The 15,101-nt window shown below is 32.5% G+C and carries 14 protein-coding genes and 1 pseudogene; 3 read left to right on the top strand and 12 right to left on the bottom strand.

Translation table 11 applies throughout. The features are described from left to right. Window positions 1–10: 10 nt before the first annotated feature. The 4 genes from CDH50_RS00980 to CDH50_RS00965 are packed head-to-tail and all read right to left on the bottom strand — an operon-like array spanning window position 11 to window position 3,083. Complete coding sequence (locus tag CDH50_RS00980) at window positions 11–1,225, bottom strand: NRAMP family divalent metal transporter (protein ID WP_100610027.1); 1,215 nt, start codon at window positions 1,223–1,225, stop codon at window positions 11–13. Further along, window positions 1,222–1,770, bottom strand: coding sequence for an RNA polymerase sigma factor (locus tag CDH50_RS00975; protein ID WP_100610026.1), 549 nt, complete (start codon window positions 1,768–1,770; stop codon window positions 1,222–1,224). The genes CDH50_RS00980 and CDH50_RS00975 overlap by 4 nt, the downstream gene beginning before the upstream one ends. Further along, window positions 1,761–2,873: a glycosyltransferase gene (locus CDH50_RS00970; RefSeq protein ID WP_100610025.1), complete on the bottom strand. Its 1,113-nt coding sequence runs from the start codon at window positions 2,871–2,873 to the stop codon at window positions 1,761–1,763. Before CDH50_RS00970 ends, CDH50_RS00975 begins: the two co-directional genes overlap by 10 nt. Window positions 2,874–2,876: 3 nt before the next feature. Next, the gene (locus CDH50_RS00965; protein WP_100610024.1) at window positions 2,877–3,083 is read right to left on the bottom strand and encodes a membrane or secreted protein; all 207 of its coding nucleotides are present in this window, start codon (window positions 3,081–3,083) and stop codon (window positions 2,877–2,879) included. Between the two features lie 230 nt (window positions 3,084–3,313). Between CDH50_RS00965 and aqpZ the strand changes: the two are divergent. Next, window positions 3,314–4,000: pseudogene (gene aqpZ, locus CDH50_RS00960) on the top strand (aquaporin Z). Window positions 4,001–4,079: 79 nt separating this feature from the next. On the opposite strand, the gene CDH50_RS00955 reads toward aqpZ, so the two are convergent. From CDH50_RS00955 to CDH50_RS00940, 4 genes are all read right to left on the bottom strand, one after another. Continuing rightward, the gene (locus CDH50_RS00955; protein WP_100610023.1) at window positions 4,080–4,868 is read right to left on the bottom strand and encodes an anti-sigma factor; all 789 of its coding nucleotides are present in this window, start codon (window positions 4,866–4,868) and stop codon (window positions 4,080–4,082) included. Between the two features lie 12 nt (window positions 4,869–4,880). Then, on the bottom strand, window positions 4,881–5,411 hold the full coding sequence (locus tag CDH50_RS00950; RefSeq protein WP_100610022.1) for an RNA polymerase sigma factor: 531 nt from the start codon (window positions 5,409–5,411) through the stop codon (window positions 4,881–4,883). A 65-nt stretch (window positions 5,412–5,476) separates the two neighbouring features. Beyond that, entirely contained in the window at window positions 5,477–6,490 is a 1,014-nt protein-coding gene (gene murB, locus CDH50_RS00945; protein ID WP_100610021.1) for a UDP-N-acetylmuramate dehydrogenase, read from the bottom strand. Further along, window positions 6,490–7,680 carry a pyridoxal phosphate-dependent aminotransferase gene (locus CDH50_RS00940; RefSeq protein WP_100610020.1) on the bottom strand — a complete coding sequence of 397 codons (1,191 nt, stop codon included), beginning with the start codon at window positions 7,678–7,680 and terminating at the stop codon, window positions 6,490–6,492. The genes murB and CDH50_RS00940 overlap by 1 nt, the downstream gene beginning before the upstream one ends. A 124-nt stretch (window positions 7,681–7,804) precedes the next feature. Here CDH50_RS00940 and CDH50_RS00935 point away from each other — a divergent pair, with 124 nt between their 5' ends. Beyond that, window positions 7,805–9,145 carry a retropepsin-like aspartic protease gene (locus tag CDH50_RS00935; RefSeq protein ID WP_100610019.1) on the top strand — a complete coding sequence of 447 codons (1,341 nt, stop codon included), beginning with the start codon at window positions 7,805–7,807 and terminating at the stop codon, window positions 9,143–9,145. 49 nt (window positions 9,146–9,194) lie between these two features. On the opposite strand, the gene CDH50_RS00930 is transcribed toward CDH50_RS00935, so the two are convergent. Next, window positions 9,195–9,620 carry a DUF1573 domain-containing protein gene (locus CDH50_RS00930; protein WP_100610018.1) on the bottom strand — a complete coding sequence of 142 codons (426 nt, stop codon included), beginning with the start codon at window positions 9,618–9,620 and terminating at the stop codon, window positions 9,195–9,197. A gap of 274 nt (window positions 9,621–9,894) precedes the next feature. On the opposite strand from CDH50_RS00930, the gene CDH50_RS00925 reads away from it, so the two are divergent. Next, a complete protein-coding gene (locus CDH50_RS00925) occupies window positions 9,895–12,531 on the top strand; it encodes a valine--tRNA ligase (protein ID WP_100610017.1) in 2,637 nt (878 codons plus the stop codon). A 110-nt stretch (window positions 12,532–12,641) separates the two neighbouring features. Here CDH50_RS00925 and CDH50_RS00920 read toward each other — a convergent pair whose 3' ends face one another. The 3 genes from CDH50_RS00920 to CDH50_RS00910 all read right to left on the bottom strand — a co-directional run bounded on the left by CDH50_RS00920 (window position 12,642) and on the right by CDH50_RS00910 (window position 15,025). Next, a complete protein-coding gene (locus CDH50_RS00920) occupies window positions 12,642–13,037 on the bottom strand; it encodes a hypothetical protein (protein ID WP_100610016.1) in 396 nt (131 codons plus the stop codon). Between the two features lie 259 nt (window positions 13,038–13,296). Further along, complete coding sequence (locus CDH50_RS00915) at window positions 13,297–14,058, bottom strand: hypothetical protein (protein ID WP_100610015.1); 762 nt, start codon at window positions 14,056–14,058, stop codon at window positions 13,297–13,299. Further along, a complete protein-coding gene (locus CDH50_RS00910) occupies window positions 14,048–15,025 on the bottom strand; it encodes a DNA cytosine methyltransferase (RefSeq protein WP_100610014.1) in 978 nt (325 codons plus the stop codon). The genes CDH50_RS00915 and CDH50_RS00910 overlap by 11 nt, the downstream gene beginning before the upstream one ends. Window positions 15,026–15,101: the final 76 nt, after the last annotated feature.

The raw sequence follows: 15,101 nt of genomic DNA, 5'->3' as shown, positions 1-15,101 counted from the left end.
TAAAAATAGGCTATAAAGTGCTAAGATACCAAATGCTAAATCCTATTGAAAAAAGGATTCCTAGCCAACTTAAAGCGTGAAGTTTTTTGGATGGATGCCATTCTTTTGGGGTGTGTTTACTTGATATTAATACGTAATTTATGATAGCAAAAAAAGGAGCTGTTATAAAAGAGAGAATGGTGGCAACTTTTACCAAAATTCCCATGCCAGAGGATAAAAAAAGAAAAATCACGACAGTTCCTATAGATAATAGAACAATCCAAAAAGTATAGCTAAAAAAAGATGATTTTTTAAAAAGAAGTTCTGTAGTTCTTGCCATGGCTCTTGGAGAGGCATCTAGCGTTGTTAAAGTAGTGCTGAACATGGTTGTGAATGCGGCAATTCCAATAATTATGTACGCCCAACTTCCTAAATTAATAGTGTACATATTTATAAGTTGATTGGCAAATTTTCCGGCAGAATCGCTAAATGTTTCACCACTATGAAACATAACGTAAGCCCCCAATAAAACAAATCCAATACCAACAAAAATGGTGCTTACATAGCCAATGTTAAAATCAAATAACGCAGACTTGGATGTGTATTTTTTATTGCCATTATTTTTTTCAATACACCATAAAGATTGCCAAACCGAAACATCTAAAGGTGCCGGCATCCAACCCATAAAGGCTATTAAAAAAGCGATATCTATCGTGTTTTTAGGAAATATTTGTGTTAAAGCCAATTCTTCAGAATTATTTAGGTAGGCCATAACGACTGCTATTATGGTGCTTATGGTCAACGTAATAACAATGATTTTCATGAGCTTATCCAGTAATTTGTATTTGCCAAAAATCAATAAAGAAAAACAGATAATTAAAATAATAATAGTCCAGATTTCTACGCTGATAAAATTTCCAAATAGGCTAGAGGCTAAACCAGCAGTTACAATAGTGACGGCTGTTTGGATGGTAAACATCGTTGCAAACGTGATGATGTAATAACTAACCAAAACCCACATTCCTAATTTTTTATATCCATCCAATAAACTTTCTTTCGTAGCCATAGAATATCTCGGGCCAAATTGAAAAAATGGATACTTACAAAGGTTCACTAAAAGTAATGCCCAAATTAAACCTAGACCGAAATCGGCTCCAGCTCTAGTAGATTGCACTAAATGCGATACGCCAATTGCTGCGCCTGCAAACAATAAACCAGGGCCAAGGTTTTTTAGTTTACTAATCATTGATTATCCTGAATAATATCTGCCAACAATTTTTTAGCTCTTAAGAGTTTTACTTTCACATTATTTATGGGTTCCTTAAGCTCTTTTGAAATTTCTTTATAGCTTAATTCCTGAAAATAACGCAAATTAATAATTTCTTGATAATGAGGCTTTAGCTTTTTAATATCGCGAAGTAATTTTGCTAAATGCTGCTCCGTAATCAGTTCGTCTTCGGGTGAAGGCGATTCATCTAAAATTTGATAAACCGATTTATCATCATTGGAAATAACTTGCGAAATGGAGTTTTTTTCCTTCCGAAGTAAATCAATATGAATATGTTTTGAAATGGTTATCAGCCACGTTTTAAACTTGTATGAATCGTCAAACGTGTTAATTTTATCAAAAGCCCTAGAAAATGTTTGAATGGTAATATCTTCGGCATCATTTTCGTTTTCAATACGTTTTAACTGAAACCCATAAACATCATCCCAAAAAGTATCTAGCAGAAAATTAAATGCTTTCTGGTCGTTTTTTTTAGCGCGACTAATGGCTTCTTCTATTTCCAATGGTTTGGTTTTGAAACAAGATTATTTATAAAGATAGCGAATTGGAAAATAATTAGAAAAATTTCTAAAAACGGAATCAGAAATAGCAGATCTTTTTCATTTAGTTTTTTTGCTGAAGTTCCAATAATCACATATTGAAATATAAGTTTTATAAAAAAGAACGTCACAACAATAGGCCAATAGTGTAAAGTAACTAAAAGTAGAAATGCTAAAAGCCAAAATAATAAGCTAGTAATATATATAGTTGCTAAAAGAATTTTATGCTTTAATTTATAATGTTTTGCTGTTGAAATATGTCGCCTTTTTTGATTGAACCAATCTTTGAATATAGTTTCTGGGACCGATTCTGTAAAACTTTCATTTGAAAAACAAATGGCTGTATTGGTTTTTGATGCTATTTGATTGATAAATAAATCGTCATCCCCAGAACGCACTTTAATATGTGAAATAAAACCGTTGGCTTTAAAAAATTCATCTTTTGTATAAGCCAAATTTCTTCCAACGCCCATGTAAGGTAGCCCTTGATTTGCAAAAGAAAAATAATGGATAGCCGTAGTTAAGGTTTCAAAACGAATGAGTTTATTTAATAAGGATTTTTTGATTTTAGAGTAAGCACCATAGCCTAGAACGATGCTTTTTTCAGTGCTAAAATGAGAACTCATTTCCTTAATCCAATATTTAGAAACGGGTTTGCAATCTGCATCGGTAAATAAAAGATGATTGTATTTAGACGCTTTTATTCCTAAAGTTAAGGCGTATTTTTTGTTGCCCCAAAAGGCTTCGGTGTTTTTAACATTAACAATTTTTATATTGGAATGTCTTTCTGAAAACGCTTCCATAACTTCAAGCGTATCGTCATGCGAAGCATCATTGATGAGGACAATTTCAAAATTTTGATAGTCTTGTGAAATAATTGAAGGTAAAAAATGCCTTAAATTTTCAGCTTCGTTTTTTGCACAAACAATAACTGAAATTTCAATGTTTTTGTGTCTTTTCTTGATGGATTTAAGAAAAGCAAATTTTCCAAAAAAGAATATGTAAAATATGACTTGAATAAAAACTACTACAGTAAATGCGTAGAATACAACATCAAGAAAAACCATAAATTATTTGGAATGTTGAGGTTCGTTGCAATCGCTAAATTGGTCAGGTGTCTTCCCGCAAAATCCACAAGCTTCACCATTTTTATTTAGCATGGGATTTTGACTTGCGCAAGTACCAGAAAATTTTCCATCTTTCTTAGCCCAAATTTTTATTGCTATACCTGCTATTCCCAATCCTAACAATAGGAATGTTATTAAAAGAAGTTTCATGTGTTTAATTTATTGTTTTTTAACGGTCACATGTAATATCCGTTTCATCATTTTTTATATGATTGAATTTTTTGCAACGGATGTTTCATTAGATAAATTTTTGCAAAGATAATGCTTTTAATAATAAATCGATAAAGTGTTTGAAATATGATTGATGCGAGGTTATTTTTTGACGCACAATACATAATAATTCGTACATTTATTATTATAGCCACTAACTATTATTAATTATGAAAAAATTATTTACCGAATTTTTCGGAACATTTTAGCTTGTTTTTGGAGGCTGTGGAAGTGCTATTTTTGCTGCTGGTTTTCCAGATTTGGGTATTGGTTTCGCAGGCGTTGCACTTGCTTTTGGTCTAACCGTATTAACAATGGCTTATGCTGTTGGACATATTTCAGGCGGACACTTTAATCCCGCAGTTTCCCTTGGCTTGTGGGCAGGTGGTAAATTTCTTGCTAAATATTTATTAAGCTACATCATAGCCCAATTAATTGGTGCCATTGCTGCTGCTAGGTGTTTATATTTAATTTTGTCTGGTAAGTCAGATTTTGTTGATGTAGGAGGTTTTGCAGCCAATGGTTATGGCGATTTATCTCCAGATGGTTATTCTATGGTTTCTGCACTAATTGTTGAGTTTGTATTAACGGCTTTTTTCTTATTGGTTATTTTAGGAAGTACCAACGAAAGAGCTCCCAAAGGTTTTGCGCCTATTGCTATTGGTTTATCCTTAACATTGATTCATTTAATTAGTATTCCAATAACCAATACATCGGTTAATCCGGCACGTTCTACAAGTCAGGCATTATTTGCAGCCGGAGATTTTACTGGGCAACTTTGGCTGTTTTGGTTAGCGCCTGTTGCAGGTGCTGTTGTGGCAGGCTTTATACACAAGGCTTTGTTTGATAAAGAATAAGTAAAAATAATTTCAGCAATAAAAAAGCCTCATTTATTTAAATAAATGAGGCTTTTTTGTGAGGGTTTTGCTTATTAATCTATTGTAATGTGATCTCTGCTACCGAGTTTTGTAAAGAAGCAACGGTATTACCTCCTTTAGGTTCGATAGTGATGTTTAAGCCATCGGCGTTTTCAGTGTAAGGGATGGTTTTAAGCTGTCTATCTGTTTCACTTAAAATACCTAAGCTTACCATTTTTCCTTGTAGTTCAGCCCATATTTGATAGCATTGTTCTTCTGGTAATTTAGGAAGTGACACTACATCAATCATAGACGTTTTATCTTTAGCATTAATATATGCTACGGTTTTTAAGTTTTTGGCACGGCTATTTCCTTCAATAATATACTTATAAGTCTCAGGGTCGTTAAGTTGTTTAAATTGGCGCATGATTTCATCCAATTTTTTATTATTCATTTCTATATCACTTCTTAAATCAAAAATTTCATCCACAACTACCTGATTCTCCTCAGATAGCTCTTGCTTCTGATTATAAAGCGAATAAGACCATGTAGCAAAGACTAAAGCGGCAATACTTGCAGCAATACCAAGCTTGTGCCAAGTCTTATACTTTTTGTAAGTGTTTAAATTAACAACAGGTGCTTCATCAATTTCATCTAGGATATTATCTAAGATATGTGTAGGGGCTTCAACAGCATTACTTTTTGCAACCACTTCTAGGTTAAATTGTAATGTATTGTAGGCATTCTGGACTTCAGGATATTTTGAAAGATAGGTTTCTACCATTTGGGTTTCGGCAGAAGTAGTGTCTCCCAGAAGATATTTATCTAATAGGCCAGAATTTAAAAAAGTAGTTATTTTTGCATTCATGACATTTTTAAGTTAAGGGGCGTAAATTTTTTTCAATTCACGCAACCCGATTTTTAATCTCGATTTTATAGTGCCAAGAGGAATGTCTAGTTCTTCGCTGGCTTCTTGTTGCGTCATACCCTCAAAAAAGAGTGCATGAAGAACAATTTGATATTTTTCATCAAGCGTGTCTAAATGTTTTTTTATATCCAAAACATCTTGGTTTAACTCGTTTGATGTTATTTTATATACGGATGAAGTTTCAATTTGGATTTCGTTATCGATTTTGGTTTTTAACGATCTTACTTTATCTATAGCAGTATTGTATGCAATTCTATAAAGCCATGTAAATAATTTGGCTTTTGTAGCATCATATTTTTTAGAGTATCTCCATATTTTCACAAAGCTTTCCTGAAGTACATCTTGGGCTGTATCGTCGTCTGCTATTATTTTTTTAATAACACCATACAAAGCGTCTGCGTAGTTTTCATACAACAAATGAATGGCTTTTTTGTCCCCACGTTCTAATAAACTAACTATTTCTTTTTCAATGGTTGATATCAAAATAAATGTGTTTTATGGATAATTCAAAATGATGCAAATTAGGTAAATTTAATTTTTTTTTTGAATTATAAAATATTTACTTCAGCTTCAATTGAAATATCAAAAAGTCTTTTAATGGTTTTTTGAATTAATTCGGCTAGTTTTAAAATATCTTCTCCTTTAGCATTTCCATAGTTAACCAACACTAAAGCTTGGTGTTTGTGAACGCCATAATCACCAAAACGTTTTCCTTTAAAACCTGCTTTTTCAATAAGCCAACCTGCTGGTACTTTAACTTCATCATCAGAAACCGCATAACTTGGCATATCATTAAAATTCTCTAATAACGCTTGATAATGTGATTTTGTTATAACTGGGTTTTTAAAAAAACTACCACTGTTGCCAATCTCTTTAGGATTGGGCAGTTTTTGTCTTCTTATATCAATAACAGCTTTTGAAATATCTTGTATGGTAGGGTTGCTAATGTTCATCGCTTCCAATTGAGATAAAATAGTCCCATAATTAATGTGAAGTTGGTGATTATGTTTACTGAGTTTAAAAGTAACACTGGTGATAATGTATTTGCCTTTTGCCTGTTGTTTGAAAATAGAATTTCTATAATCAAAATGACAATCTTCTTTTGTAAACGTTTCAATCTTTTTGGTCTCTAATGACATGGCTTCACACGAAAAAAAAGTGTCTTTTAATTCTACGCCATAAGCTCCAATATTTTGAATAGGAGCCGAGCCAACATTTCCTGGAATTAATGACAGGTTTTCAATACCACCAAAGTCTTTGTTTATACACCACAAAACAAATTCATGCCAATTTTCGCCTGCATTTGCCTTAACTAAAACAGTATCATTATCTTCCGAAACTACAGAAATACCTTTTATATTGATGTGAACAACAAGTAAATCTTGATCTTTAGTAAGTAACATATTGCTCCCGCCGCCCAAAATTAATTTCTCAGGATATTCGGTAAGTTCTAAAACCTTTTTTAACTCATCAATGGTTGTTACCGAAACAAAATGTTTTGCTTTGGCATCAATACCAAATGTGTTATGAGGTTTTAAAGATATGTTATGGGTTATTTGCACTAGTCTTTATATACTTTTAAGGCCTCTTTTATAATATTTACAGCTTTAATCAAGCTTTCTTTGTTCAATACGTACGCAATTCTTATTTGGTTTAAGCCAAGACCAGGCGTGGAATAAAAACCGCCTGCAGGAGCGACCATAACGGTTTCGCCATTAACATCGAAATGCTCTAAAAGCCATTGTGCGAAATGGTCGGAGTTTTTTATTGGTAATTCTGCGACACAATAAAAAGCTCCTTTAGGTTTGGTTACTTTAATGCCTTCTATTTTTTGTAATTCTGCAATTAACGTGTCTCTGCGTTCAATATATTCGGCAATGACATCATCAAAGTAACTTTGTGGCGTGTCTAGTGCCGCTTCACTCGCGATTTGTGCGTATGTTGGCGGACTTAAACGCGCCTGGGCAAATTTTATAACGGTTTGTATAACGCTTTTATTTTTAGATACTAAGCAGCCAACACGAGCACCACACATGCTGTAACGTTTAGAAACAGAATCAATCATTATGGCATGTTCGTCCAGTCCTTCTTCATGCATGATGGAATAATGTTCGTTCCCATCGTAAACAAACTCACGATACACTTCATCTGCAATTAAAAACAAATCATGTTTTTTAACAAGTGCTGTTAATTTTTGAATCTCTTCCTTTGAATATAAATAACCTGTTGGGTTACCCGGATTACAAATTAAAATGGCCTTTGTTTTTGATGAAATGAGCTTTTCAAATTCTTCAATGGAAGGCAATGCAAAATTATCTTCTATTTTAGAAACAATAGGAACCACGTTTACACCAGAAGCTACTGAAAACGCTATATAATTAGCGTAAAAAGGTTCGCAAATGATGACTTCATCATCAGGATCCATGATACTTCCAAAAACAAAAAGTAATGCTTCACTGGCACCTGTTGTTACAACAATGTCTTTTTCGGATACATGTATATCATGCTTTTTGTAATAGGCGGCGATTTTTTGTCTGTAAACTTCTGAACCTTCAGATTTTGAGTATGATAAAATTTCAACTGTGTTTTCCCTTACGGCTTTTAAGGCTACTTCAGGAGTTTTAATATCTGGTTGCCCAATATTTAAATAGTATATAGATTTCCCATCCTTTACCGCTTGTTCTGCATAAGGTACTAATTTTCGGATAGGTGATTGGGGCATAAGCTCCCCTTTTTTGGATATAGTTGGCATTAAAAAAATTTTAGGGTGCAAAGTTGAGAAAATTATCTTAAAGTTTTTTTAAAAATTAATTCTAAATCAACAACGCAAAGTAAAGATTTGTAAATTGATAGATTAAAATCTTTATTCTTGTTTTATGAAGAAATTACCGTGCATTATCCTAGCTTTTTTGTGCTTTGCCATTGGTAGCTATTCTCAAGATAATTTTAGTGTTCAAAATAAACGTAAATCCGATAAGATAAGATTTAGCTTAATAAACAATGTTATTGTAGTTCCAGTTGAAATTAATGGCGTAACACTGTCTTTCTTATTGGATACAGGCGTAAGTAAACCCATTATTTTTAATTTTTTAAATGTTTCGGATACTTTAAAAATAAAGGATACCGAAACTATTTTTTTAAAAGGTTTGGGTAGTGGAGATTCTGTTGAGACCTTAAAATCAAGTAACAACGTTTTAAGAATGGGTGATGCTATAAAATTACGACAGGATTTATATGCTGTATTTAATGCCAACTTAAATTTTGCTCCAAAATTGGGTGTTCCTGTCCATGGTATTATTGGTTACGATATTTTTAAAGACTTTGTAGTTGAAATAAATTATTCAAAAAAATATTTAAGATTAACGGAACCAAATACATATAAATACAAAAAGTGTAAAAAGTGCGAAACATTCAATTTGGAATTCAATAATTATAAACCATATTTAAATGCCAATGTAACAATAAACAATAAAAATATTCCTGTAAAGCTTCTGATTGATTCAGGTGGAAGCGATTCACTGTGGTTGTTTGAAAATGATTCTTTGGGAATTGTCGCAACTGGTAAATATTTTGATGATTTTTTAGGTCATGGCCTTAGCGGAAGTGTTTATGGAAAGCGATCAAAAATTGAAGCATTTTCATTAAAACATTTTGAATTCAAACAAGCTAATGTGGCTTTTCCAAATGCTCAATCCATTTCTATAGCAACACAATTTAAAGAACGGAATGGAAGTGTTTCTGGAAATATTTTGAAACGTTTTAATATTATTATGGATTATGATAATAATAAAATAACACTTAAAAAGAATGTAAATTTCAATACTAAATTCACTTACAATAGAAGCGGTATCGAATTGGCACATGATGGTGTGAGATTTGTTAAAGAAATTGATAACAGTACTTTAAAAGATAATAGAATTGGTAATACAGCAGCTAGCGAAAACGATAATAGAATCGTATTTGATAATGCCTATAAAATATCATTAAAACCTTCATACTCCATTGTGGAGCTTAGAAAAGGTTCTCCAGCAGAACGTGCCGGATTAATGATTGGAGATGTTATTTTGAGTATTAATAGTAAACCAAGTCATCATTATTCTCTACAAGATTTAACCCATTTATTTTACGGTGACATTGGTAAACGTATTAAGTTAAAAATAGATAGGAGTGGGATAGAGAAATTGTATGAATTCAGTCTGGAAGATGTATTTAAATGAAAAAGCCTAAACACATGTTTAGGCTTTTCTGTTTTATAAAAATAAGCGATTATTGTTGTACAACGCTTTTATCTTTTTTCTCTAGAACACTACTATCTTTAGCATCTACTACATCGCCTTTGATTTTTAAAGCTACCGTAGGAGTATCAGCATTAGAGATGACAGTTATTGTTTTTCTAATAGGATTTACTCTATTAGTATCGTATTTAACTTCAATTTTTCCTGTCTCTTTTGGCATTACAGGTACTTTAGTCCAACTTGGAACGGTACAACCGCAAGTAGATGTTACATTAGAAATAATTAATGGTGCATTACCTGTGTTTGTGAATTCGAAAACGCGAACACCATTAGAGCCTTTTTCAATAGTCCCATAGTCGATGGTATCGGTTTTAAATTCGATTTTCGCTACTTTATCTTGAGCGTTCACGGATAAACTGATTAATCCGATAAATAAAATGGTAATTAATTGTTTCATGGTTTCGTATTTAAATTTTTTTATTGGGTATCTATTATAATTAGTATTTCAAAATTAAACATCAATACTTAATAAGGATAATATTAAGCGTTAAATTATTTGTAAACATAGGTTCTTTTTCTACAAAACGCAAAAAAAATAGATGAAATGCATTTTTCTTGTTTATTCGTGATATTTAAAATTATCATTTTTTTGTCATTAGATACCATCTGCTTTCACAAGAAAGTAAATATAAGTATTTTTGCAAATCAATATTCAAAAACTGTTCCAAAGTATGCAAATTCCATCAAAATATGATGCAAGTCAGGTAGAAAGTAAGTGGTATGATTACTGGATGAAACACAATTATTTTCATTCAGAACCAGATGAAAGAGAGCCATATACTATAGTTATTCCGCCACCAAATGTTACGGGGGTTTTGCACATGGGGCACATGCTTAATAATACCATTCAAGATGTATTGATTCGTCGGGCACGCTTACAAGGAAAAAATGCTTGTTGGGTTCCTGGAACAGACCATGCATCTATTGCCACAGAAGCTAAAGTAGTATCGAAACTAAAAGAACAAGGCATTGATAAAAATAATTTATCTCGTGAAGAATTTTTAAAACACGCTTGGGAATGGACACACGAATACGGTGGCGTTATTCTGGAGCAACTTAAAAAATTGGGCTGCTCTTGTGATTGGGATAGAACCAAATTCACCATGGATGACGACATGAGTGAAGCGGTTATAAAAGTATTTGTTGATTTATATAACAAAGGTTTGATTTATCGTGGCTACCGCATGGTTAATTGGGACCCAGAAGCAAAAACGACACTTTCTGATGAAGAAGTTATTTACGAAGAACGCCAAGGCAATTTATATTATTTAAAATATAAAATTGAAGGTAGCAGTGATTCTCTGACCATCGCCACCACACGTCCAGAAACAATTTTTGGGGATACCGCCATTTGTATCAATCCGAATGATGAACGTTTTAAACATTTAAAAGGCAAAAAAGCCATTGTGCCTATTTGTAACCGTATCATTCCCATTATTGAAGATGAGTATGTTGATATGGAATTTGGTACAGGCTGTTTGAAAGTAACGCCGGCACATGATGAAAATGATAAAAACCTAGGAGATAAGCACAATCTAGACGTTGTAGATATTTTTAATGAGGATGCGTCCCTTAATAGTTTCGGATTGCATTATCAGGGGAAAGACCGCTTTGTTGTTAGAAAAGAGATTACCAAAGAATTGGAAGAAAAAGGCTATTTGGTGAAAACCGAAAGTCATATTAATAAAGTAGGAACTTCAGAAAGGACTAAAGCTGTTATTGAACCTAGATTATCAGATCAGTGGTTTTTGAAAATGGAAGATTTGGTAAAACCTGCCATCGAAGCTGTTTTAGGTGAAAATGCTGAAATTAAATTGTTTCCTAAGAAATTTGAAAATACCTACCGTCATTGGATGGAAAACATCCGCGATTGGAATATTTCCCGTCAGTTATTGTGGGGACAACAAATCCCTGCCTATTATTATGGTGATGGCAAAGAAGATTTTGTAGTTGCTGAAAACATTGAGAAAGCTCTAAAATTAGCGAAACAAAAAACCAATAACCAACAACTAACAACTAGCGACTTAACTCAAGATACCGATGCCCTTGATACATGGTTTTCATCATGGCTATGGCCGATGAGTGTATTTGACGGCATTAGACATCCAGAAAATAAGGACATAACTTATTATTACCCAACAAACGATTTAGTAACAGGCCCCGATATTTTATTCTTTTGGGTAGCCCGTATGATTATTGCCGGCTATGAGTATAAAGGTGAAAAACCTTTTGAAAATGTGTATTTAACAGGATTGGTGCGCGATAAGCAAGGTAGAAAAATGTCTAAACAATTAGGTAATTCACCCGATGCTTTAAAATTAATTGAAGAATATACTGCCGATGGTGTTCGTGTGGGGTTGCTATTAAGTTCTGCGGCGGGTAATGATTTATTATTTGACGAATCATTATGCCAACAAGGAAAAGGTTTTGGAAACAAAGTATGGAATGCTTTTAAATTGGTTAGTGGTTGGGAAGTTGAACCTAATATTCCCCAGCCAAATTTCAGTAAGATTGCGATAGATTGGTATGAATCTAAGTTCCAAAAAGCATTATTAGAGATAGAAGATCATTTCAGTAAATACAGATTGAGTGATGCATTAATGGCTATTTATAAACTGATTTATGATGATTTTTGTGGTTGGTTCTTAGAAATGATAAAACCAGAATATCAAAAACCAATCGATGCCAAAACATTTAAAAGTGCCATTGCTATTTTTGAAAATAATTTAAAAATCATGCATCCATTCATGCCATTTTTAACGGAAGATATTTGGCATTATATTTCAGAGAGAACACCAGAAGAGGCATTGATTATTTCAAAATGGCCAGAACCAAAATCCATAAATGAAACGTTGATTGCTGAATTTGAATTTGCTTCGGAAGTGATTTCTGGAATCAGAAATATTAGAAAACAGAAAAATATTCCTTTTAAAGATGCCATGGCTTTTTCAGTTATTAATAATGAAAAAGCAAACACCACTTTTGATGGGGTTATTATCAAGTTGGGAAATCTGGAAACTATCAATTACGTTTCTGAAGCTGTTGATGGTGCCTTAACCTTTAGGGTAAAATCGAATGAATATTTTGTACCCATGGCTGGTTCTGTAAATGTGGAAGAAGAAATTAAAAAACTGACAGAGGAGTTAATTTACACAGAAGGCTTTTTAAAATCTGTGCAAAGTAAATTATCAAATGAGCGTTTTGTTGCTGGTGCGCCAGAACAAGTTATTATTAATGAACGCAAAAAAGAAGCGGATGCCTTAGCAAAAATTGAAACCTTGAAAACAAGTTTGGCGAGTTTGGGGTAAGATTGTTTTATAAAATAAGTAACTCCTTTAAAAATTTTACACGTAATAAAAACTCCCGCTAAGCAGCACTTAGAGGGAGTTTTTTAACACGTTTTTTTGACGCTATATTTTTAAATTTTAGTTCTAGAAATTTCTCTTCCAGTTGGGGTTTTTAAATCGCCTTGATTTTCAACCGTTATAAATAATTCATTAAAATCGAAAGGCGTCACTGTTTTAAAAGTCGATTTTTTGCCGTTTTTAACTGTCAATCTGCCAACATTTTTAGTTCCGTGTTCTTTAGTAACAATCCAAACGCTATAATTATTTCCAGAAGGATTTAATCTATCAGGACTAGCTAAGTTTTGGGCGGTTATTTCAAGAGTGATATTATTATGGCTGTCTGTTTTTTTCTTAGCAGTAATATCAGCCGCAGGCACTAAGTTTGAAACTGGAAATTTTGCAGTCGTAGCACAAGCATTTAAAGTTAAAATAGCGACTAATACAAGTAAAGTTTTAATAGTATTCATACAGTTTTGTTTTAATTTTTTTTAAATAATGAAGCGTTTTGAAATAATTCTTGTAGCAATTTGGAGTGCAAAAGTAACTGAAATTATGATGGCTTTGATTTAAAGTCAAATAATTAAAATAATTAAACAATTATTGCTAAAACACTTGATGTTATTTGTTTGATTGGCACTAAGCGGAGCTTAGCGATAGCGGGGATAATTGATATTATAAACTAGAATTAAATATCTCTGGCACTTTATAAAAGTAATGCGGAGTAACCTATAATTCTTTTGATTCTCTTTTAGAATATGTTATCCAAGATTTATTAAATCCCAAAGCATTTAGAACTTCTTCTTTATTCAATGTTTCAGGTTTTTTTATTTTAATGATTAATGCTTTTTCTGGAACATTTTCAGTAATTGTAAATTGTGATCCGTGAGGTTGCCAAGTGAAAGTTTGCTCTTTAGTTTTTTTATTAGTTCCAATTAAATTTCCTCGAACATTCCATTCCCAATTATAAAATTGGTGTTCGTATCGAACTGTGTCAAATTCAAAAACAACAACTTCTGAAAGGTCATTTGATTTAATTAATATAATTGTTCTCAAATGCTTATATTTTTCACGAATAGAAGAAACCCTTTCATTCCAAATTTCAAGAACTAATTCTCCTATTAATTTTGGGTCAGCCTTTCGGTCACTTCTTTCGCCGAAAGAATAGTTAGGAGAATTACGTCCAGAAATTAAACGAATTTTCTTTACTGATGATGGTTTTGCAGCTTTAACCGACTTTGCTCCCCATGCTGTATTTCCCATAACAACATCATCTAATCCAACATTAGAGGGTTTCCATTCAGCACCAATGCAATCAGCAAACATGCTCTCCCAATCTGAACCTTCTAGTTCAGGCTTACCTTTTGATGCAAGTAGATAGATTATTTCTTTCCCAAGTAAAAAAGGAAAATTTTTTGGAAACTCATTCAGGGGAAATGCTGGAACAGATTTATTGACTGTTCTTAATTTTGGAGTTCTATTATTTTCCATAGTTAAGTTCTTCGTAATCCCTTAGTACAGATGTCATATCCATTGACGTTGCAACGTATGGAAGCAGTTTTAAAATGACAGCTTTAACTAAATTAACTGGAACAGCATTTCCAGCTTGTTTTTTTGCTTGTCCATCAGCAACTACAATTTTATAATTGTCCGGAAAACCTTGTAAACGAAACATTTCTCTTGGTGTTAATCTTCTTTCACCATTTACTAACAAATAGTTATAAGAAGCTCCAGCTCGCAAAGCACAAGAATACGGATAGGAACAAATATTACCTGATTTATTTTCATGCCAAATGGAAAGTTGATATGCGGATTTATGTGATTCTTTTCTTTTCTGAGTAATATACTCAGAAGCGAAATGTTTAGAATCAACTTTTTTTTCTAAAATTTCATTTAATGGTTTAAATGGTCTAATTGGAGATGGAAAACTAAACATTATTGGTTCTTTATGACCAACAATAATTACACGTTCTCGTTTTTGTGGAAGACCATAATCTAATGCATTTAAGACAGCGAATTTTACATTGTAGCCTAAATCTTTTTCAAGTGTTTCAATGATTTTTTTTAAGGTTTTACCACCATCATGCCCAACCAATTGTTTTACATTTTCAAGAACAAATGCTTTTGGGTTTTTATGTTTTATTATACGGGCTATGTCAAAGAATAATGTACCTCGAATATCATTAAATCCTTGTCTTTGCCCAATAATACTAAATGGTTGACATGGGAAACCAGCATATAAAATATCATGATCTGGAATATCTTTCTCATCGATTTTGGTAATGTCTCCAAATGGTCGTTCACCAAAATTTGCTTCATAACTATCTTGACAATATTTATCTATGTCAGAAGAAAACACGCATTCAGGAACTAAATCATTTTCTATACAGGCTTGGTCCATTGCTGTCCTAAAACCTCCAATTCCACAAAATAAATCAATAAATTTAATTTTTTCCATTGTTGAAATTTTATTTAAAATCAAATTTAATATTTTATATTTTAATATAAGAGGCTCGTTTAATTACTTGTTGACA

The organism is Confluentibacter lentus (assembly GCF_002806995.1).
Lineage (GTDB): Bacteria > Bacteroidota > Bacteroidia > Flavobacteriales > Flavobacteriaceae > Confluentibacter > Confluentibacter lentus.
The sequence above is the reverse complement of the archived record's forward strand: the minus strand, read 5'-3'. Positions and strand labels throughout refer to the sequence as shown.

Excerpts from the sequence above, each read along its gene's own strand:
- CDH50_RS00980 (WP_100610027.1), bottom strand. The coding sequence starts at position 1,225 with ATGATTAGTAAACTAAAAAACCTTGGCCCTGGTTTATTGTTTGCAGGC.
- CDH50_RS00970 (WP_100610025.1), bottom strand. The coding sequence starts at position 2,873 with ATGGTTTTTCTTGATGTTGTATTCTACGCATTTACTGTAGTAGTTTTT.
- CDH50_RS00965 (WP_100610024.1), bottom strand. The coding sequence starts at position 3,083 with ATGAAACTTCTTTTAATAACATTCCTATTGTTAGGATTGGGAATAGCA.
- CDH50_RS00955 (WP_100610023.1), bottom strand. The coding sequence starts at position 4,868 with ATGAATGCAAAAATAACTACTTTTTTAAATTCTGGCCTATTAGATAAA.
- CDH50_RS00940 (WP_100610020.1), bottom strand. The coding sequence starts at position 7,680 with ATGCCAACTATATCCAAAAAAGGGGAGCTTATGCCCCAATCACCTATC.
- CDH50_RS00935 (WP_100610019.1), top strand. The coding sequence starts at position 7,805 with ATGAAGAAATTACCGTGCATTATCCTAGCTTTTTTGTGCTTTGCCATT.
- CDH50_RS00930 (WP_100610018.1), bottom strand. The coding sequence starts at position 9,620 with ATGAAACAATTAATTACCATTTTATTTATCGGATTAATCAGTTTATCC.
- CDH50_RS00925 (WP_100610017.1), top strand. The coding sequence starts at position 9,895 with ATGCAAATTCCATCAAAATATGATGCAAGTCAGGTAGAAAGTAAGTGG.
- CDH50_RS00920 (WP_100610016.1), bottom strand. The coding sequence starts at position 13,037 with ATGAATACTATTAAAACTTTACTTGTATTAGTCGCTATTTTAACTTTA.
- CDH50_RS00915 (WP_100610015.1), bottom strand. The coding sequence starts at position 14,058 with ATGGAAAATAATAGAACTCCAAAATTAAGAACAGTCAATAAATCTGTT.
- CDH50_RS00910 (WP_100610014.1), bottom strand. The coding sequence starts at position 15,025 with ATGGAAAAAATTAAATTTATTGATTTATTTTGTGGAATTGGAGGTTTT.